Source organism: Streptomyces broussonetiae (genome assembly GCF_009796285.1).
Taxonomy (GTDB): Bacteria; Actinomycetota; Actinomycetes; order Streptomycetales; family Streptomycetaceae; genus Streptomyces; species Streptomyces broussonetiae.
Genome location: NZ_CP047020.1, coordinates 2,990,764 through 3,008,740, shown reverse-complemented (window position 1 = coordinate 3,008,740; position 17,977 = coordinate 2,990,764). Strand labels below are relative to the sequence as shown.

The 17,977-nt window shown below is 73.2% G+C and carries 20 protein-coding genes; 9 read left to right on the top strand and 11 right to left on the bottom strand.

From position 1 onward, the window contains the following. Positions 1-283: 283 nt before the first annotated feature. Positions 284-1,837 carry a leucyl aminopeptidase gene (locus GQF42_RS13900; RefSeq protein ID WP_158919946.1) on the bottom strand — a complete coding sequence of 518 codons (1,554 nt, stop codon included), beginning with the start codon at positions 1,835-1,837 and terminating at the stop codon, positions 284-286. Between the two features lie 317 nt (positions 1,838-2,154). On the opposite strand from GQF42_RS13900, the gene GQF42_RS13895 reads away from it, so the two are divergent. Beyond that, positions 2,155-2,331, top strand: coding sequence for a hypothetical protein (locus GQF42_RS13895; RefSeq protein WP_158919945.1), 177 nt, complete (start codon positions 2,155-2,157; stop codon positions 2,329-2,331). A gap of 313 nt (positions 2,332-2,644) precedes the next feature. Here GQF42_RS13895 and GQF42_RS13890 read toward each other — a convergent pair whose 3' ends face one another. Beyond that, positions 2,645-3,226 (bottom strand): RDD family protein, encoded by a 582-nt coding sequence (locus GQF42_RS13890; protein WP_158919944.1) that lies wholly within the window; start codon positions 3,224-3,226, stop codon positions 2,645-2,647. 46 nt (positions 3,227-3,272) lie between these two features. Then, positions 3,273-4,067, bottom strand: coding sequence for an adenosylcobinamide-GDP ribazoletransferase (locus GQF42_RS13885; protein WP_158919943.1), 795 nt, complete (start codon positions 4,065-4,067; stop codon positions 3,273-3,275). A gap of 60 nt (positions 4,068-4,127) precedes the next feature. Between GQF42_RS13885 and GQF42_RS13880 the strand changes: the two genes are divergently transcribed. Then, entirely contained in the window at positions 4,128-4,892 is a 765-nt protein-coding gene (locus GQF42_RS13880; RefSeq protein WP_158919942.1) for a hypothetical protein, read from the top strand. Here GQF42_RS13880 and GQF42_RS13875 read toward each other — a convergent pair. The 3 genes from GQF42_RS13875 to cobT all read right to left on the bottom strand — a co-directional run bounded on the left by GQF42_RS13875 (position 4,832) and on the right by cobT (position 8,610). Then, positions 4,832-5,596 (bottom strand): hypothetical protein, encoded by a 765-nt coding sequence (locus tag GQF42_RS13875; protein WP_158919941.1) that lies wholly within the window; start codon positions 5,594-5,596, stop codon positions 4,832-4,834. The genes GQF42_RS13880 and GQF42_RS13875 overlap by 61 nt on opposite strands. 24 nt (positions 5,597-5,620) lie before the next feature. After that, on the bottom strand, positions 5,621-7,417 hold the full coding sequence (locus tag GQF42_RS13870) for a phosphatidylglycerol lysyltransferase domain-containing protein (protein WP_233273341.1): 1,797 nt from the start codon (positions 7,415-7,417) through the stop codon (positions 5,621-5,623). 86 nt (positions 7,418-7,503) lie between these two features. Continuing rightward, the gene (gene cobT, locus GQF42_RS13865; protein ID WP_158919940.1) at positions 7,504-8,610 is read right to left on the bottom strand and encodes a nicotinate-nucleotide--dimethylbenzimidazole phosphoribosyltransferase; all 1,107 of its coding nucleotides are present in this window, start codon (positions 8,608-8,610) and stop codon (positions 7,504-7,506) included. A gap of 133 nt (positions 8,611-8,743) precedes the next feature. Here cobT and GQF42_RS13860 point away from each other — a divergent pair, with 133 nt between their 5' ends. Beyond that, positions 8,744-9,724: a class I SAM-dependent methyltransferase gene (locus GQF42_RS13860; protein WP_158919939.1), complete on the top strand. Its 981-nt coding sequence runs from the start codon at positions 8,744-8,746 to the stop codon at positions 9,722-9,724. 21 nt (positions 9,725-9,745) lie between these two features. Here the strand turns inward: GQF42_RS13860 and GQF42_RS13855 are convergent, their stop codons facing one another. Beyond that, a complete protein-coding gene (locus GQF42_RS13855) occupies positions 9,746-10,948 on the bottom strand; it encodes a bifunctional adenosylcobinamide kinase/adenosylcobinamide-phosphate guanylyltransferase (protein WP_158919938.1) in 1,203 nt (400 codons plus the stop codon). Between the two features lie 80 nt (positions 10,949-11,028). Here GQF42_RS13855 and GQF42_RS13850 point away from each other — a divergent pair, with 80 nt between their 5' ends. Next, positions 11,029-11,241: a hypothetical protein gene (locus GQF42_RS13850; RefSeq protein ID WP_158919937.1), complete on the top strand. Its 213-nt coding sequence runs from the start codon at positions 11,029-11,031 to the stop codon at positions 11,239-11,241. A gap of 61 nt (positions 11,242-11,302) precedes the next feature. Here GQF42_RS13850 and GQF42_RS13845 read toward each other — a convergent pair whose 3' ends face one another. The 3 genes from GQF42_RS13845 to GQF42_RS13835 all read right to left on the bottom strand — a co-directional run bounded on the left by GQF42_RS13845 (position 11,303) and on the right by GQF42_RS13835 (position 13,880). Beyond that, positions 11,303-12,376, bottom strand: a complete 1,074-nt coding sequence (locus GQF42_RS13845) for a S1C family serine protease (protein WP_158919936.1) — start codon at positions 12,374-12,376, stop codon at positions 11,303-11,305. Between the two features lie 86 nt (positions 12,377-12,462). Further along, positions 12,463-13,200 carry a class I SAM-dependent methyltransferase gene (locus tag GQF42_RS13840; RefSeq protein ID WP_158919935.1) on the bottom strand — a complete coding sequence of 246 codons (738 nt, stop codon included), beginning with the start codon at positions 13,198-13,200 and terminating at the stop codon, positions 12,463-12,465. 83 nt (positions 13,201-13,283) lie between these two features. Continuing rightward, positions 13,284-13,880: a DUF3043 domain-containing protein gene (locus GQF42_RS13835; RefSeq protein ID WP_158919934.1), complete on the bottom strand. Its 597-nt coding sequence runs from the start codon at positions 13,878-13,880 to the stop codon at positions 13,284-13,286. A gap of 319 nt (positions 13,881-14,199) precedes the next feature. On the opposite strand from GQF42_RS13835, the gene GQF42_RS13830 reads away from it, so the two are divergent. Beyond that, entirely contained in the window at positions 14,200-14,991 is a 792-nt protein-coding gene (locus tag GQF42_RS13830) for a PspA/IM30 family protein (protein ID WP_079133060.1), read from the top strand. A gap of 33 nt (positions 14,992-15,024) precedes the next feature. Continuing rightward, complete coding sequence (gene pspAA, locus GQF42_RS13825) at positions 15,025-15,303, top strand: PspA-associated protein PspAA (protein WP_158919933.1); 279 nt, start codon at positions 15,025-15,027, stop codon at positions 15,301-15,303. 107 nt (positions 15,304-15,410) lie between these two features. Here the strand turns inward: pspAA and GQF42_RS47250 are convergent, their stop codons facing one another. Next, a complete protein-coding gene (locus GQF42_RS47250; RefSeq protein ID WP_158919932.1) occupies positions 15,411-15,659 on the bottom strand; it encodes a hypothetical protein in 249 nt (82 codons plus the stop codon). A 29-nt stretch (positions 15,660-15,688) separates the two neighbouring features. On the opposite strand from GQF42_RS47250, the gene GQF42_RS47245 reads away from it, so the two are divergent. The 3 genes from GQF42_RS47245 to GQF42_RS13805 all read left to right on the top strand — a co-directional run bounded on the left by GQF42_RS47245 (position 15,689) and on the right by GQF42_RS13805 (position 17,834). Further along, complete coding sequence (locus GQF42_RS47245; protein ID WP_158919931.1) at positions 15,689-15,847, top strand: hypothetical protein; 159 nt, start codon at positions 15,689-15,691, stop codon at positions 15,845-15,847. Between the two features lie 77 nt (positions 15,848-15,924). Beyond that, entirely contained in the window at positions 15,925-17,157 is a 1,233-nt protein-coding gene (locus GQF42_RS13810; RefSeq protein ID WP_158919930.1) for a sensor histidine kinase, read from the top strand. Beyond that, positions 17,154-17,834, top strand: a complete 681-nt coding sequence (locus tag GQF42_RS13805) for a response regulator (RefSeq protein WP_158919929.1) — start codon at positions 17,154-17,156, stop codon at positions 17,832-17,834. Before GQF42_RS13810 ends, GQF42_RS13805 begins: the two co-directional genes overlap by 4 nt. Positions 17,835-17,977: the final 143 nt, after the last annotated feature.

The following is a 17,977-nucleotide window of genomic DNA, read 5'->3' as shown; positions in this document are numbered from 1 at the left end:
GCCGGTCTTCGATGACCGGCAGGCGGCTGGTGTCCGGCCGCTTGATGCTTCGGCCCTTCGGTGGGGGCCCTGTCCTGCCGGGCTCCATCTTTGCACTTGTTCGAGGCGTACGAGACGCCGGGCCGGGGTGTGAGACAGCCCACGTACAGCTGAAAACGAGCGGAGGAGCGGCCGGCGGAAGGGGTGCGGGGCCGTGTTGACATGCGGCTCCGCCGCGTGGGCGCGACCGGCCCACGCGGCGGAACGGCGACAGGACAGTGCGGCCCGAGCCGACGGGCGAACGTCAGCCCAGGTCGCCGGAGGCGGTCTGCTCGGCCAGCCGGACCAACGTCCGCACGGCGGAGCCGGTCCCGCCCTTGGGCGTGTACCCGAACGGGCCGCCCTCGTTGAACGCCGGGCCGGCGATGTCGAGGTGCGCCCAGGTGATCCCCTCGCCCACGAACTCGCGCAGGAAGAGACCGGCGACCAGCCCGCCGCCCATCCGCTCACCCATGTTCGCGATGTCGGCGACCGGGGACTCCATGCCCTTGCGCAGGTGCTCCGGCAGCGGCATCGGCCAGGCCGGCTCGCCGACCTCCTCGGCCGCCTCGTGCAGCGAGGAGCGGAACGCGTCGTCGTTGGCCATGACGCCGAAGGTCCGGCTGCCCAGCGCCATCATCATCGCGCCGGTGAGCGTCGCGACGTCCACGATCGCGTCCGGCTTCTCCTGCGAGGCCGCCCACAGCGCGTCGGCGAGCACGAGCCGGCCCTCGGCGTCGGTGTTGAGCACCTCCACCGTCTTGCCGCTGTACATGCGCAGCACGTCACCCGGGCGCACGGCGGAACCGGAGGGCATGTTTTCGGCCAGCGCCAGCCAGCCGGTGACGTCGACCTCGAGGCCGAGCCGCGCGGCGGCGACGACGGCGGCGAACACGGCGGCGGCACCGCTCATGTCGCACTTCATCGTCTCGTTGTGCCCGGCCGGCTTGAGCGAGATGCCGCCCGAGTCGTAGGTGATGCCCTTGCCGACGAAGGCCAGGTGCTTGTCGGCCTTCGGGTGCTTGTAGGACAGCTTCACCAGGCGCGGGGTCGCGGCCGAGCCGCCGCCGACGCCGAGGATGCCGCCGTAGCCGCCCTTGGCCAGGGCCTTGTCGTCGAGCACCTGCACCTTGAGGCCGTGCTCCTTGGCCGCCGTCTGTGCGATCTGCGCGAAGATGGCCGGGGTCAGGTCGTTCGGCGGCGTGTTGACCAGGTCACGGGCGCGGTTCAGCTCCTCGCAGACCGCGACGGCGCGGGCGAGCGCACCCTTGTGGGCGGCGTCACGCGGCTTGCCGCCGAGCAGTGCGGCCTCGGCCAGCGGCGCCTTGCCGTTCTTGGCCTTGGCGGAGCCGTTGGCGGACTCCTTGTAGACGTCGAAGGCGTACGCGCCGAGCAGCACGCCCTCGGCGATCGCGCCGACGGCGCCCGCGTCGTCCACGGGCAGCGCGAACGCGGCCTTCCTGCATCCGGCGAGCGCCCGGGCGGCCACACCGGCCGCCTTGCGCAGCGCCTCGCCGGCGAAGCCGCCGTCCTCGGTTTCCTTGCCGCCGGGCAACGCGCCCAGGCCCACCGCCACCACGAGCGGGGCCTTGAAGCCTGCCGGAGCGGGCAGCTTCGTCAGCTCGCCCTCGGCACCCGAGGCACCGAGGGTCTCCAGGACGCCGGCCAGCTTGCCGTCGTACGCCTGGTCCACTGCTTCGGCGCCCGGCGCCACGACGAGGGTCCCGGACTTGGATCCGGTGCCCTTGGCGACACCGATCACGATCGCGTCGGCCCGCAGGCCGGGCGCCGCGGCGGTGCTGAGAGTCAGAGCAGTCACGGTGGTGAAATCTCGCTTCCGATGTCAAGTTGCTGTGGCCGATATGGGGTGGGTCGACCTGGGCCCGAGAGCCGACCCTAGGTCCAGGCCTGGGGACACGTGGCAACCGGGGCCTTCACCCTGTCGGCGAACACCCGGGACGAGACTACGCGCGTGCGGGCGCTCGCTCATTCCTGCGGGTGTTCACCTGTCCGTGACGTCATGGTCACTTGTCGCCCCCGCGGGCGGGGGCGGGCCGGGCCACACGTCGGGTTCCGACGGGCCGTGCGGCCCGCCACGGGCCCGCCACGGAGGGCCTCCGGGGGGAGGCACCAGCCATGACCCGCCGCGCGCACCCCTGGAGCGCGCTCGGCAACACCGCGACGACCGCCGGCCTGCTCACGCCGGGGATCGCCGCTCCGGGCGCGGCGGCGGCCGTCGACCCGCGCACCGACCTGCGGGTCCTGGTCGTCGACGACGGCGCGGGACCGTCGGCGCGATCACCGGCCGGCTGAAGGGCGAGGGCATCCCGTACACCACCGTCACATTGGCCGACTTCGCGCGCCCCACCCTCACCGCGGCCTTCCTCGCCGCACGGTCGGCGGCCGGCCCGAGAGCTGTGAGAGGTCGTACGACATCCCCCGACCGGACGCGTACACCTGGGCACATCCCGGGGCCGGACTCGACTGCACCGACGCGGGCGGCTGTGCGGGCGTCCCGGACGGCCGCAGTGCCGAGGTCACCGACGCCGGCCGGCCGGGCGGGCCCCTTCGGCCACCTGCGGGGCTCCTTCTCCTTCGAGGGCAACTCACCCTCGGTGCAGGGGAGTTACGACCCGGACGGCCCGGGCGCGCCCTCGACGCTGGTGCCGGCCAGCCGGTCGGCGAGGGAGCGGCGGCCGGGGAGGAACACCGGCACCGCGTTGATGAGGAACAGCGCCGTCGCGACCGCCCACACCAGCAGCGACGCCAGGAAGTGCCCCTCGATCAGCAGCATGCAGGCCAGCGCGTACACCGCGACGTCGGCGGCGGTCGTGACGGCGGCCCGGCGCAGGGCGTGCCGGGACAGCCGGGGCGTGACCCGCAGGCCGAGCAGGCCCTTGCCCAGGGTGCGGCCGAGCAGGGTCAGACACGCCCACTGGTAGAGGAACGTGGCGATCACGAGTGCCCCGAAGGCCTCCTCCACGTCCAGCACCACCGAGTTCCACAGGGACAGCCCGAGGTGCTCGGACGCGCCCACGACGTCACCGCGCGAGGTCAGCAGTTCGAGGCCGCCCTTCGCGGCCAGGGACGGCACGTCGGTGACGAGGACGGTGACGCGGTGGAAGGTCAGCACCGCCAGCAGTGAGGCCGCGCCGATGACCAGCGCGAAGTCTATGAACCAGGCCGTGATCCGGCGCAGCGTCACCACGGAGTTCCCCCGATCGTTCTCGTCCGTGTACGGGCGCAGAGCCTAGTCAGTGGCCGAAGGCCAGCACCACCAGCGCCGCCGTGGCCGCCGTCTCCTCCAGCGCCCCGAACACATCCCCCGTCACCCCGCCGAACCGCCGCAGGCACCGGCGCAGCAGCAGCTCGGCCACCGCCAGGGCCAGCAGCACCGCGAGCGCCGCGCGGACGACGCCGTGGATCCCGAGGAAGCCGCCCCCGGCCGCCGCCGCGAGCGTGCAGACCACCGTGGCCGCCAGCGCGTCCCGGACCGGTACCACCCCGGCCACCGCGGCCCCGAGCCCCTCCGGGCGGGCGGCCGGCACGCCGGTGCGGGCGGCGAGGGTGAGGGCGAGGCGGGCCGTCACCGCCGAGGTCACGGCCGCCACGGCGCCTCGCGTCCAGGAGTCGCCGTAGAGCTGGGCCAGTACGGCGATCTGGGCCAGCAGGGTCAGGACGAGGGTGATGACCCCGAACGGCCCGATGTCCGACTGCTTCATGATCCTCAGTGCGTCCTCGGCGGGTTTGCCGCTGCCCAGGCCGTCCGCCGTGTCCGCGAGGCCGTCGAGGTGCAGGCCACGGGTCAGGGCGGCCGGTACGGCGACGGAAGCGACCGCGGCGAGCAGCGGGCCGGTGCCGAGGGCGAGCAGCAGCAGGCCGAGGCCGGCCGCCGCCGCTCCGACGACCAGGCCGGCCGCCGGAGCGGCCAGCATTCCGCCGCGCGCGGCGCCGCGGTCCCAGCGGTGCACCCGGACGGGCAGCACGGTGAGGGTGCCGAAGGCGAAACGGAGGCCGTGGAGCCGGGAGGGCGACGAGGACGTGAGCACCGGCGCAGGGTACCCGGCGGCCGTCGGGCCGCCCGATGGCCGCCGGGATAAAGTGCGCACATGGGGCACTGGTGGTACCGGAACATCGTCGAACCGGGCAAACTCCCGCTGCTGCTGGCCCTCGCGGCCTTCGTGCTGACCTTCCTGGTCACCCGGGTGATCACCCGCCTGATCCGGGCCGGCAGGGGTCCGTTCGGCAACGTCAGGGCGGGCGGCCTGCACATCCACCATGTCGTCCCCGGAGTCGTCCTCACCGTGATCGGCGGCTTCGGTGCCGTCGCCAGCGACCGGCACGGCATGGGGGGCGCGGTCTGCGCCGTGCTGTTCGGCACGGGCGCCGGGCTGGTCCTGGACGAGTTCGCGCTGATCCTGCACCTGGACGACGTCTACTGGACCGATGAGGGCCGCAAGAGCGTCGAGGTCGTCGTGCTCACCGCGGCCCTGGTCGGGCTGCTGCTCGCCGGGTTCGCGCCGTTCGGTGTCAACGACCTGTCCCAGCAGGAACTCCAGGACCGGGGCACGGTCATCGCCGGCATCGCGGGGAACTTCCTCCTGGCGCTCGTCGCCCTGAGCAAGGGCAAGGGCCGCACCGCGGTGTTCGGGGCCGTCGTGCCCCTCGTCGCGCTCGTCGGCGCCGTACGGCTGGCCCGGCCCGGCTCCCCGTGGGCCCGCCGCTTCTACGGCCGCCGTCCCCGCGCCCGCGCCCGGGCCACCCTGCGCGCCTACCGCCACGACCGCCGCTGGGCCGGGCCGCGGCGCGCCCTTCAGGACTGGATCGGCGGCAAGCCGGACCCGCGCCCGGTACGGCTGCCCGGCCGTCGGTGACCGTGCCGCAACCGGCCGCCGTACGCGTGCCGCAGCCACAGGCACAGCTCGCGACCGAACCGGTGCCGCACCGCCACCACCAGGCACAACAGTCCCACGGCCATCAGCGCGGCCAGATGCTCCTTGCCCGCCAGGTTCTCCTTGATCAGCACCTCGGCCACCATGGCCACCGTCACCGCACCCGTCGTCGCGTAGGCGCCGTACCGCCAGGCCACGTACACGGCGAGCCCCACCACGGCCGCCGACGGACCGGTGTCCACCACCTGCGCGTCCGTCCAGGGCAGCCCGAACGGGGCGTGTGCGCCGAGCGAGATGCCCACGCGCGCGTACAGGGTGCCGGCGAGCGTGGCGACGTAGGCGATGACCAGCGTCCGCCACCAGCCGATGCACACCTCGGCGATCCCGAACACCAGCAGGATCTGTGCCAGCGCGCCCCACACGGGCAGGTCCAGCGCCGGCACGTAGAGCGAGAGGGGGGTGCGCAGCAGGGCCAGCCGGAGCGGGTCCTCGGCCCGTACGGAGCCGACGTTCTGCACGAACTGGAAGCCCCACGGCTGGTTCTGCACCCACTGCAGCAGCGCCGTCAGGCCCACCGTCGTGAGCGTCATCGGGATCGCCCGCAGGCGCCGCTCCAGCAGGGTCTCGCGTACGGCGACGTACAGCGGCCCCCACTCCTCACGGGCCCGGCGGGCGAGCGTTCTCATCGGACGTTCCTCTTCAGGCGTTCTTCATCGGCGCGTGTCCAGGTGTCTGCGGTGCAGCCACTTGGGCAGCCCCGGCGCCTCCAGGAACCCCTCCGCGCGGGCCGAGGCGAGGCCGATGCGCAGCAGGTCCGCGCTCTTCTCGAAGAGCAGGAACCGCGGCTCCCAGATGGGCCGGTACTTGGCGTTGGCGCGGTACAGCGACTCGATCTGCCACCAGCGGGAGAAGAAGCTGAGGAGCGAGCGCCACAGCCTCAGCACCGGACCGGCACCGAGGCGCGCACCACGTTCAAAGACCGAACGGAACATCGCGAAGTTCAGTGAGACCTGGGTGATTCCGATCTCGCCGGCCCGTCGCAGCAGTTCGATCACCATGAACTCCATCAGCCCGTTGTCGGAGTCCCGGTCCCGGCGCATGAGGTCCAGGGACAGCCCGTGCGGCCCCCACGGCACGAAGGACAGCAGCGCGCGCAGCCGGCCCTCGGTGTCGGTGCACTCCAGCATCACGCACTGCCCGTCCTCGGGGTCCCCGAGCCGGCCGAGCGCCATGCTGAAGCCGCGCTCGGTCGCCCCGTCCCGCCAGTCGTCCGCCCGCTTCACCAGCTGTGTCATCTCGTCCGCCGGGATATCGGCGTGCCGCCGGATGCGCACCTCGTACCCGGCTCGTTTCACCCGGTTGTGCGCCTGCCGGACGGTGCGCATGGCCCGCCCCTCAAGGGTGAACTCCGCCACCTCCACGATGGCCTCGTCGCCGAGTTCCAGCGCGTCCAGGCCGTGCCGGGCGTAGATCGTCCCGGCCTCCTCGCTCGCCCCCATCACCGCCGGGATCCAGCCGTGCACCCGCGCCTCGGCCAGCCACGGCGCGATCGCCCCCGGCCAGGCCTCGGGGTCCCCGATCGGATCGCCGGAGGCGAGCGAGACCCCGCCGACGACGCGGTAGGCGACGGCCGCCTTCCCGGTCGGCGACCACACCACGCTCTTCTCCCGGCGCAGTGCGAAGTAGCCCAGCGAGTCCCGTTCGCCGTGCCGGTCCAGCAGGGCCCGCAGCCGCTTCTCGTCGTCCTCGGTCAGCGGGTCGACGGCGCGCCGGGAGCGGAAGGCGGCGTAGAACACGGCGAGGACGAGGGCCGTGCTGAGCACGTTGATCGCGACGTTCGCCCAGTTCGGCGGGTCGATGCCGGGGAAGCGGGACTCGTCGGCGGCCACCGACACCAGCCGCAGGGTGCCGAAGTGCCAGCGCTCCAGGAAGGTCGAACGGGCCGCGTCCGGCGCCTGGTTGGTGACCGTCACCAGCAGCGCCGCCAGCAGTGAGGCGAGCACCCCGCCGCCGACGGCGACCGTCGCCGCGAGCCGGGGGTTGGAGCGGTCGCCCTTGGCGTAGAACTCCCGCCGGCCCACGAGCAGTGTGCCGACGAACGCGGCCGTCAGACCCAGCGAGATCCAGTTCTGTGCGTACCGCCGGATCTCCGGGAACGCCATCGCGAACGCGAACAGAGCCAGGAAGACCCCGCTCATCACCAGGTTGAGGATCCACGCGGCCCGCTTGCGGCGGCGCATGGTGATCGCCAGGAACGCGGTGAACACACCCGAGGCGAAACCGGCCGTCAGCAGGTACGGCGTGAAGAAGTCGTCCTGGTTGTGCCGGCGGACGTCCTGTCCGAGCGAGACCCAGACCGCGCTGAGGAAGTTGATGAAGGCGACGGTCCGCAAATACCAGACGGCGAAGGCGGCGGCCCGTCGGGAGGCCCCGGTGGACCGCCGCCCCTCCTCACCCGGACGATCCGGTTCGACTTGCGGTGGTGCGGCAATTCGGGCATCTCCCATGGTTCACGATCATATGGGCGCCGCCCTGGCTAACTGTACTTTTCCGGCCTCTGCGGTGTGCGTACGGGTTTGCGGCCGAAACCCGACTATTCCGTCGTCCCTTCCGGCTCCTTCCCGGAACCGTCCTCCGGCTTCCCGGAAGCCTCCTGCGGCCTCTCGGGAAGCTCTGCCGCGAGCGCCGCGGCCGAGCGGACCAGCGGCAGCGCCAGCAGTGCCCCCGCCCCCTCGCCGACCTTCAGGCCCTGCTCCAGCAGCGGCTCGAGCGCCATCCGGTCCAGCGCCTTCGCCTGCCCCGGCTCGCCGCTGTCGTGCCCGGCCAGCCACCAGTCCGGCGCCCGGAAGGCCACCCGCTGTCCGACCAGCGCGCAGGCCGCGGCCACCACGCCGTCCAGGATCACCGGCAGCTTCCGTACCGCGCACTGCAGCAGGAACCCGGTCATCGCGGCCAGGTCGGCCCCGCCCACGGTCGCCAGCAGCTGCAACTGGTCCCCGAGCACCGGCCGGGCCCGGCGCAGCGCGTCCCGGATCGCCGCACACTTGCGCATCCACGCCAGGTCGTCGATCGCGAGCCCGCCCCGCCCGGTCACCACCGACGCGTCGGTCCCGCACAGCGCCGCGATCAGCACCGCGGCCGCCGTGGTCCCGCCCACGCTGATGTCGCCGAGCACCACCAGGTCCGTACCCGAGTCGGCCTCCTCGTCGGCGATGGCCATGCCCGCCCGCAGGGCCGCCTCGGCCTCCTGCAGGGTGAGCGCGTCCTCGATGTCGATACGGCCGCTGCCGCGCCGCACCCGGTGGCGCACGACGTCCTCGGGGAAGGCGTCCGGCTCGCAGTCCAGGGCCATGTCCACGACCCGTACGGGAACCTCGAAGCGCCGTGCGAGCACGGACACCGGGCTCGCACCCTCCAGCACCGCCCGCACCAGCTGCTCGGCGCTGCCCGCGGGCAGCGCCGAGACGCCCTGTTCGGCGATGCCGTGGTCACCGGCGAAGAGGACCACCCGTGGTCGTTCGACGGGCCGTACCGGAGCGGCACTCTGCGCGGCGGCCAGCCACTCGCCCAGCTCGTCAAGGCGCCCCAGTGCCCCGGGAGGCACGATCTGGCGCTCCCGCCGGGCCTCGGCGTCACGGCGCACGCCCCCGTCCGGGCGCTCGATCAGATCGGTGAAGTCGTCCAGATTAAGCCTGCTCATTCGCCGAACAGTACCGCCCGCGCCCGCCCGCTTCCGCGCCACATCGCCACCACACCCCCATCACGTCATTGCGCCCAAGATCGTGATCCCATACGTTCCGGTTTGCAGCGGAATGTCGCTCAGGGAGCCGCCCATGCCGACCTCGCACCTCACCCCGTACACCGAGCCGCCCGCCGACCCCTACCACGAGCCGCGCCGCGCGAACTGCCCCTGGTGCGGCGGCAAGCGCCTGCGCACCCGGGTCCGGTCCGCCGCCCGGGGACGGCGGCTCGCGCCCGGCGCCTACACCGTGGACCGGTGCCGCGACTGCGGTCACGCCTTCCAGAACCCGCGGCTCACCCCGGAGGGCCTCGCCTTCCACCACCTGGCCTTCTACGCGGGCCACCTGGAGGGCTTCGCGGACCGGGCCCTGTCCGACCGGGCGGTCCGCCGCCGGCACCTGGCCGCGGCCCGTACGGTGCTGGCGCTGGCCGAGCCGGAGAGCTGGCTGGACGTGGGCACGGGTCACGCCCGCTTCCCGGAGACGGCGCGGGAGGTGTTCCCGTACACCTCCTTCGACGGCCTGGACGCGACCCCGAGGGTCGAACAGGCGCTCCGGGCGGGCCGGATCGAGGAGGCGCACGTCGGCGACCTCACCAACCCCTGGATCCTGCCGCGCCTGTACGCGCGCTACGACGTGGTCAGCATGTTCCACCACCTGGAGTACACCCCCGACCCGCGCGCCGAACTCCGCGCGGCCCTGACCGTCCTGCGTCCCGGCGGCCATCTGCTTCTCGAACTCCCGGACCCGAGAAGCGTGTTCGGCCTCCTGCTGGGCCGCTGGTGGCTCCCGTACGGCCAGCCCCGCCACCTGCACCTGCTGCCCCTGGGCAACCTGTGCCGGGAACTGGAGGTCCTCGGCTGCACGATCCTCGCCAAGGACCGCCGGCCGGCCCACATCCCCTACGACCTGTCAGCGGCCGTGTCCCTGTTCCTGGCCCGGGTGCCCCGGCCCCTGCGGGCGCTGCTGAGCCCCCTCGTCAGCGCGGCCTCGGCCCTGGACCACGCCCTGGCCCCGGTGCTGCGCCGCACCCCCTTCGCGAACGCGTACCGCATCATCGCCCGCCGCACATGACGCCCGCGCTGCCGCGGGCCGTCAGCCCCGCAGCACCCAGGCCTGCCCCGCCACCACCAGCAGCACCTGTTCGCACTCGCCCGCGAACGCCGCGTTCATCCGGCCGAGTTCGTCCCGGTAGCGGCGGCCGGAGGCGGTGGCAGGGACGATCCCCGAACCCACCTCGTTCGACACCGCCACCACCGTCCGCCGGGTGGCGCGCACGGCGTCCGTCAGCTCCCGCACCCGCTCCCGCAGCGACTTCTCGCCGCCGCCCGCCCACTCCGCGTCGTCCCAGGCCCCGACGGCGTCCATGGCGTCCGTCAGCCACAGCGACAGGCAGTCGATCAGCAGCGGCGGGCCGTCCTCGGCCAGCAGCGGCACCAGGTCCGTCGTCTCCGTCGTGCGCCACGACCCCGGCCGCCGCTCCCGGTGCGCGGCCACCCGCGACGCCCACTCCGTGTCCCCGCCGCGCGTCCCGCCGGTCGCCACGTACAGCACGTCCGGGAAGGACTCCAGGCGCCGCTCGGCCTCCACGGACTTGCCCGAGCGCGCCCCGCCCAGCACCAGCGTCCGGCGCGGCACGTCCGGCACGTTTTCGTACGCCCCCACCGCCAGCGTCGTACCGTCCGGCACCGCCCGTGCCCCGGCCGCCGCCAGCCGCCGGCGCAGCTCCGCGCCGGGCGGTACGTCGTGGTCGAGGTGGGCGGCGATCACGTCCGTCGTGGGACCGACGGAACCGACCGCCCGCAGCCGGGCCAGCGCGTCCGGGCGGGCCACGACGTCCAGGAGCACCATGTGGTACGCGGTCGCCGTCGCCTCGTCCAGGCCCGCCGGGGCTCCGCCCGGCGGCAGGTACAGCAGCCGCTGCCCGTCCGGGCCCGTCACCGCGTACCCGGTGCCGCCCGCGTCCATCGCCACCGCCCGCACCCGGTGTCCCGTCAGCAGCGCCAACTCCCGCCCGTCCGGCACCCGCCCGGGCTGCGGCAGCCCGGCCGGCACCTCCACCGCCGGGCCGTCGTGCGGATGCGACAGCAGCACCTGCCGCACCCCGCCCAGCGAATGCCCGGCCCGCGCCGCCGCGAACGCCACGCCCGGTGTCAGGTCGAGCAGCAGCGCCCCGTCCACCAGCACGGCCGTCGCCGCCCGGGCGTCCGGGCCGAGCGCGTTCGCGCAGGCGGCACAGGGGCAGTCGGGGCGAGGCAGGCCGGCCGGGACGCCGGTACCGAGCAGAGTCACTTCCACGGAATCGATTTTCGCCCGTCTGATCAGGTCTTGCGCTTCCGGCTAGTCTGCCAGCAGGTGTTGGATCGAAGGAGGCCCACATGACGGCATGGACGTGGCGGTTCGAGACGGCCGACGGGACGGAGGTCCAGCCCGCCGTGCAGCCCGAGGAGTTCACCACGCAGGGGGATGCCGAGTCCTGGATCGGCGAGAACTGGAAGGACCTGCTGGAGGGCGGCGCGGACCAGGTGCGGCTGTTCGAGGAGGGCGCCGAGATCTACGGGCCGATGAGCCTGCACGCCGACGCGGCCTAGGTCCTGTCGACGACAGGGCCTGGCCGCCCCGGGGGTGCGGCCCGAGCGGCCGTACCCCTCCTCACTGCTCGCCCAGCTTCACCTGCACCTTCTTCGTGGTGCTGTCCCGCTGGTACGTCACCGACGTCTTCTGGCCCGGCCGGTCCGCCGCCAGCGACTCCGCGAGGGAGGTGATCGTGGTGATGGGGTCATCGCCCAACTTCGTGATGATGTCGCCCTGCCGGAGGCCCGCCCGGGCCGCCGCGCCGCCCCTCTTGACGCTGACCACCGCCACCCCGGCCGGCTGGTAGCTCTCGTTCACGACCGTCCGCCCGGTGATGTCGAGCGCCGCCCGCCCCGAGTCGACGACCCTGCCGTTGCGCACGATCTGGTCGGCGATCGTCTTCACCATCGACGCCGGAATGGCGAAGCCGATACCGGGCGCCGCACTGCCCCCGAGGTCGGGGTCGGCGGCGGCGAGCGTCGGAATGCCGATGACGTGCCCGTCCAGATTGACCAGGGCGCCGCCGCTGTTGCCGGGGTTGATGGCGGCCGAGGTCTGCACCATGTTCGCGATCGTCGCGCCCGTACCCCCGTTGCCCTGGATCTCGCTGACGGTCCGTCCGACCGCCGAGACGATGCCCTGCGTCACGCTGGACGACAGCCCGAGCGGCGAGCCCATGGCCAGCACGATCTGGCCGACGTCCACCTTCTCGGAGTCGCCGAACGTCGCCGCCCTCAGCCCGGACGGCACCTTGTTCAGCTTGATCACGGCCAGGTCCTGCCCCGGGTAGGAGTACACCAGGCTCGCGGTGAGCGGCTCCTCATTGTTGGCCGTGGTCACCTTGAAGGTCTTCTCGGTCCCCACCACGTGCGCGTTGGTGACGATGTGCCCGTTGTTGTCGTACACCACCCCCGAGCCCAGGTCACGACGCGCCTGGATCTGCACGACCGACGGCAGGACCTCCCTGATCACCTTCTGGTACTGGTTCTGCAGATCGGCCGCCGCCATCGGCACGGCCGCCCGAGCGGTCGTCGTGGTGTCCTGAGCCCGGGGAGCGGCGGTCGGCGAGCAGCCGACGGCGAGGACCGCGCAGCACACCAGCGCGGCGACGGGCACGGCCGTACGGAGGGCACGGGTACGGAAAGCGTCCATGCCCCGAGTCTCACGGGCCGGTGATCACCCGGCCCGTGGTGTTCCGCCGAACGGGGGCCGGGTCCCGTGCGCCGCGGGCAGCGGGCTCAGCCCCGCACCCCGCACAGGTGCAGCAGCGCCGCCACCGTGCGGTAGGGGTCCGTGCGCCCGGCCCGCTCCTCGGCCGCGAGGAGCGTCTCCAGATCGGGCGGGACCGGCGCGTCGTCCGCGGCCGTGTCGGTGAAGACCTGCACGCCGTACCAGGCGTGCAGTGGGGCCCCGAGGCCGGCGAGCATCGCGGTCAGGGCGGCCAGCCGGTCGGCCCGCACGTCCGGGCCGAGCCGGGCGGGGGTCCCCCCGTTCGAGTCCATTCGGGCATGGGGGAGGCAGGCGGTGGTCTCGAACGCGGCCAGCGCGCCGGCCCAGTCACCGGACAGTCCCGGGCGCATGGCGAGCGCGTCGCCGTTGCGGACCAGCAGGGAGAGCAGGCCGCCGGGGGCCAGCATCCGGGCCAGGCCCGCCACCAGCGCATCGGGCTCCTCGACGTACATCAGCACACCGTGGCACAGAACCACGTCGAAGCTGCCCGGAAGGAAGTGCACACCGGTGTCCCGCCCGTCGCCCTGCACCAGCCGGACCCGCTCGCGGATCCCCTCCGGCTGCTCGGCCAGCGCCTCGCGCGCGGCGTCGACCAGCTCCGCGTCCTGCTCGACACCGGTCACCTGATGGCCGAGCCGGGCCAGCCGCAGTGCCTGTGTCCCCTGGCCCATGCCGACGTCGAGCACCCGCAGCCGCCGCCCGACCGGGAACCGCGCGGCGATCTGCTCGTCCAGCTGCCGGGCCACCAGCTCCTGCCGTACGACATCACGCAGCCCGCCCCGCCTGCGCAGCCAGGCGTCGGCCGCGTCCTTGGGGGAAGCGTCTGCGCTCAGGGTCGCTCTCCGCGCTTGACCTGCGGCTTCGGCAGCCGGAGCCGGCGCATCTGGAGGGAACGCATCAGCGCGTAGGCAACCGCGCCACGGGTGTTCTGGTCGGGGAACCGCTGCGCGAGGCGCTTCTTGAGCCGGAAGCCGCTGAAGGCCGCGTCCAGCACGATCAGCACGATCACGACCAGCCACAGCAGCAGCGCGATGCTCTGGATCGCGCCCACCCGCACCACGCTCAGCACGAGGATCACCACGGCCAGCGGCAGGAAGAACTCCGCCACGTTGAACCGCGAGTCCACCCAGTCGCGGGCGAACCGGCGCACCGGGCCCTTGTCCCGGGCGGGCAGATAGCGCTCGTCACCGGTGGCCAGGGCCTGGCGCTGGCGGTCCAGCGCCTGGCGCCGGTCCTCGCGCTGGCGCTTGGCGGCGTCCTTGCGGGTCGTCGGCGTGTTGGCGACGCTGCGGCGCTGGGACTGGGCCTCACTGCGCTTGGGCGTGGGCCTGCCCTTGGGGGCCTGCGGGTCACGGGGCTGCTTGGAGTCGGCTGCCGGCACCTTGTCGGTGGGGGCCTTCTCTTCCTTGGCACGGCTACGGAACACAAAAACCAAGGGTAAGCGCTAATCAAAAGGTGTGGGGCCGCAGGTCCCCCAAAATAAGGGCGGTGCCGGGCCACGGGCGGGCATGGACCCCGGTCGGGCGGGGAACGATCCGGCAACACCGGTCGTCGTAAGGGGACAGAGGGGGCGTTCCGGCAGGGGGTCACCTACTCCTTGCGCCGGAGCGATACGGTCCGCAGTCGTTCTTGGGGATGAGCGCATCGCTCCCCGAACAGTGCGGTAATGGAGTCAGGGCCCGTACTGTGGGTCCTGTCGCAGGATCTGTGAGCTGGAGTCCGTCAGAAGGGGGCGCGCGAAGCCCATGAGCGGTGTCATGAAGCGTATGGGGATGATCTTCCGCGCGAAGGCGAACAAGGCCCTTGACCGGGCCGAGGACCCGCGCGAGACCCTCGATTACTCGTACCAGAAGCAGCTGGAGCTGCTGCAGAAGGTGCGCCGCGGGGTCGCCGACGTGGCGACCAGCCGCAAGCGCCTGGAACTGCAGCTCAACCAGTTGCAGCAGCAGTCCACCAAGCTGGAGGACCAGGGCCGCAAGGCGCTCGCGCTCGGCCGCGAGGACCTGGCCCGCGAGGCGCTGTCCCGGCGCGCCGCCCTCCAGCAGCAGGTGACGGACCTCGAGACGCAGCACGCGACCCTCCAGGGCGAGGAGGAGAAGCTCACCCTCGCGGCCCAGCGTCTGCAGGCCAAGGTCGACGCCTTCCGTACGAAGAAGGAGACCATCAAGGCCACCTACACCGCCGCCCAGGCCCAGACCCGTATCGGCGAGGCCTTCACCGGCATCTCCGAGGAGATGGGCGACGTCGGCCTCGCCATCCAGCGCGCCGAGGACAAGACGCAGCAGCTCCAGGCCCGCGCCGGCGCCATCGACGAGCTGCTCGCCTCCGGTGCCCTGGACGACCCGACCGGCACGGCCAAGGACGACATCGCCGCCGAGCTGGACCGCCTCTCCGGTGGTACGGATGTGGAGCTGGAGCTGCAGCGCATGAAGGCCGAGCTGGCCGGAGGCTCTCCGCAGCAGGCCATCGAGGGCGGCACCGGCCAGGCGCAGTCCCAGCAGCAGCCGCAGGACACCCCCCGCTTCGACAAGCAGTAGTCCGGCGCCGGGGCCCGATCCGAGGAGACCGACGTGATCGTACGGATCATGGGGGAGGGCCAGTGGAACCTGGCCGACTCCCACTTCGCCGAGCTGAACAAGCTCGACGACGAGCTGCTGGCGGAGATGGAAGGCGGCGACGAGGCGGGCTTCCGCCGCACGCTCGGCGCCCTCCTCGACTCCGTCCGCCGGCTCGGCACTGCGCTGCCGGACGACGCTCTGGAGCCCTCGGAGCTGATCCTTCCGACGCCGGACGCCTCGCTGGAGGAGGTCCGGGAGATGCTCAGCGACGACGGTCTGATCCCGGGCTGAGACGGCCTTCCGGCCCGGCTCGGACCGGGGAGTACTCAGGGTCGGCTCGGGGTCGGTTCAGGGTGACCCCTTGTCGGCGTCCAGCGCGCTGTCCAGGTCCCAGGTCCTCACCGGCGCGCCCGGGGCCGAGCCGTCGTACAGGCGCAGGGTCCGTCCTCGTCGTCGCCGACCACGACGTGGCCGCCGCCGACGTCCACCGTGGCGGAGGCGCCCGCGGCGCCGGTCGGACACCGGGCGTCGGCGGAGTGCTGGACGGCCGAGGAGACCGCGTAGTGCAGGGCGGTCGTGGCTGTCCTGCCGCCGAGACCGGTCACCTTGGGCGTGAGGTCGGCGCAGCCCCGGGCGTGCGCGGTCACCCGCGCTGCCGCGGCTGCCTCCCGTGCCGGTGACCTGGACGTCCCCGGTGCCGGCCACGCTGCTCCCGCTCGTCCTGCTCGCGGTCACGGTCAGGGCGGAGGCATCGGCGCCGCTCTGGGCCACGGTGAACCGTGGCGACCGGGTCACCGGTGCTGCCGACGGCGCCCAATCGGCCAACGGGGATTGACAGTTGACGGTCCGCCGGGCGGCCGAGTGCGCATTGGCCCGTACAGGTCGGCGGAAAGCCCCCGTACTGTTCATCCCGTGAGCACTCTCGACCGCGCCCGTTGCAGCCTCAAGGCCCATCCCTGGGCCCTGGACGCGGCCGTCGCCGCGGGCGTGCTGGTGTGCATGATCGCGGGATCCTTCGTGACTCCGCGCGGCAACAACGGCGTCACCTGGGGCGTCCGTACCCCGGCCGCCCTGAGCCTCGTTCTCATGCTCCTCGCTGCGGCCGCGCTGGTCTTCCGCAGCCGTGCCCCCATGGCGGTGCTCGCCGTCACCGGCACGTTCTCCGTGGTCGAGTGCGTCACCGGCGACCCGCGCGCCCCGGTCGCGATGGCCGCCGTCGTCGCCCTGTACACCGTCGCCTCGACCACCGACCGCACCACCACCCTGCGGATCGGCCTGCCCACCATGACCGTGCTGACGGCCGCCGCCATGCTCGGCGGCCCCCTGCCCTGGTACGGCCAGGAGAACCTGGGCGTGCTCGCCTGGACCGGCATCGGAGCCACCGCCGGCGACGCCGTGCGCAGCCGGCGCGCGGTCGTCCAGGCCATCCGGGAGCGGGCCGAACGCGCCGAACGCACCCGCGAGGAGGAGGCCCGCCGCCGGGTCGCCGAGGAGCGGTTGCGCATCGCCCGCGATCTGCACGACGTCGTCGCCCATCACATCGCCCTCGTGAACGTGCAGGCCGGGGTGGCCGCACACGTCATGGACAAGCGCCCCGACCAGGCCAAGGAGGCTCTCGCCCACGTCCGGGAGGCCAGCCGCTCGGCCCTGGACGAACTGCGGGCCACCGTCGGTCTGCTGCGCCAGTCCGGTGACCCGGAGGCCCCGACCGAACCCGCGCCCGGCCTGGGCCGCCTCGAGGATCTCGCGGGGACCTTCCGCAGCGCCGGGCTCCCGGTGGAGGTGGCCCTCGCCGCGCAGGAATCCGATCTGCCCGCCGCCGTCGACCTGGCCGCCTACCGGATCGTCCAGGAGGCCCTGACCAATGTGCAAAAGCATGCGGGACCGGGTGCCAAGGCCGAGGTCAGCGTCGTACGCGTGGGCCCGGACATCGAGGTCACCGTCCTGGACGACGGCCCGGGCGGGCAGAGCGCGCCCGGCACGGGCGGCGGGCACGGACTGCTCGGCATGCGCGAGCGGGCCAGCGCCCTCGGCGGCACCCTCACCACCGGACCCCGCTACGGCGGCGGCTTCCGCGTCCATGCGATCCTGCCCGTCAAGACCCGTACGGAGACCCGTACGACGGCCCCGGGGGAGCCCGCATGACGATCCGTGTCCTGCTCGCCGACGACCAGGCACTGCTGCGCAGCGCGTTCAGGGTGCTGGTCGACTCCGAGGCCGACATGGAGGTGGTGGGGGAGGCCTCCGACGGCGCGGAGGCGGTGCGGCTGGCCGGGGAACAGGCCGCCGACGTCGTCCTCATGGACATCCGGATGCCGGGCACGGACGGCCTTGCCGCCACCCGGATGATCAGCGCCGATCCCCTGCTCGCGCAGGTCCGTGTGGTCATCCTGACGACGTTCGAGGTGGACGACTACGTCGTCCAGGCGCTGCGCGCGGGCGCCTCCGGCTTCCTGGGCAAGGGCAGTGAGCCGGAGGAGCTGCTGAACGCGATCAGGGTCGCGGCCGGCGGTGAGGCGCTGCTGTCGCCGGTCGCCACCAGGGGGCTGATCGCCCGCTTCCTCGCGCAGGGCGACGGTGACGACGGCCGCGACCCCGCCCGCTCCGAGCGGCTCGGCGCGCTCACCGGACGGGAGCGGGAGGTACTCGTCCAGGTCGCCGGCGGGCACTCCAACGATGAGATCGCCGAGCGCCTCGAGGTCAGCCCGCTCACGGTGAAGACGCACGTCAACCGGGCCATGGCCAAGCTGGGCGCGCGCGACCGGGCCCAGCTCGTGGTGATCGCGTACGAGTCGGGACTGGTCCGGCCGAGGACGGACTGACTCTCCACCCGGGTGTACGGCGAAGTCTCCACCCGGCGTACTACGAGCGGAGTAGGGCCCGGGTAAGGAAATGGACTCTGGGCCTACGGTTCGGCCCTCCGTGATGGGCGAGGGTGATGGGGTCTGCCGCTCCCAGAAGAGAG

What these genes read in the sequence shown, in the direction of transcription:
- GQF42_RS13895 (WP_158919945.1), top strand. Translation starts at nt 2,155, where the DNA reads ATGACCCGCCGCGCGCACCCCTGGAGCGCGCTCGGCAACACCGCGACG.
- GQF42_RS13880 (WP_158919942.1), top strand. Translation starts at nt 4,128, where the DNA reads ATGGGGCACTGGTGGTACCGGAACATCGTCGAACCGGGCAAACTCCCG.
- GQF42_RS13875 (WP_158919941.1), bottom strand. Translation starts at nt 5,596, where the DNA reads ATGAGAACGCTCGCCCGCCGGGCCCGTGAGGAGTGGGGGCCGCTGTAC.
- GQF42_RS13870 (WP_233273341.1), bottom strand. Translation starts at nt 7,417, where the DNA reads ATGGGAGATGCCCGAATTGCCGCACCACCGCAAGTCGAACCGGATCGT.
- cobT (WP_158919940.1), bottom strand. Translation starts at nt 8,610, where the DNA reads ATGAGCAGGCTTAATCTGGACGACTTCACCGATCTGATCGAGCGCCCG.
- GQF42_RS13860 (WP_158919939.1), top strand. Translation starts at nt 8,744, where the DNA reads ATGCCGACCTCGCACCTCACCCCGTACACCGAGCCGCCCGCCGACCCC.
- GQF42_RS13850 (WP_158919937.1), top strand. Translation starts at nt 11,029, where the DNA reads ATGACGGCATGGACGTGGCGGTTCGAGACGGCCGACGGGACGGAGGTC.
- GQF42_RS13845 (WP_158919936.1), bottom strand. Translation starts at nt 12,376, where the DNA reads ATGGACGCTTTCCGTACCCGTGCCCTCCGTACGGCCGTGCCCGTCGCC.
- GQF42_RS13830 (WP_079133060.1), top strand. Translation starts at nt 14,200, where the DNA reads ATGAGCGGTGTCATGAAGCGTATGGGGATGATCTTCCGCGCGAAGGCG.
- GQF42_RS13805 (WP_158919929.1), top strand. Translation starts at nt 17,154, where the DNA reads ATGACGATCCGTGTCCTGCTCGCCGACGACCAGGCACTGCTGCGCAGC.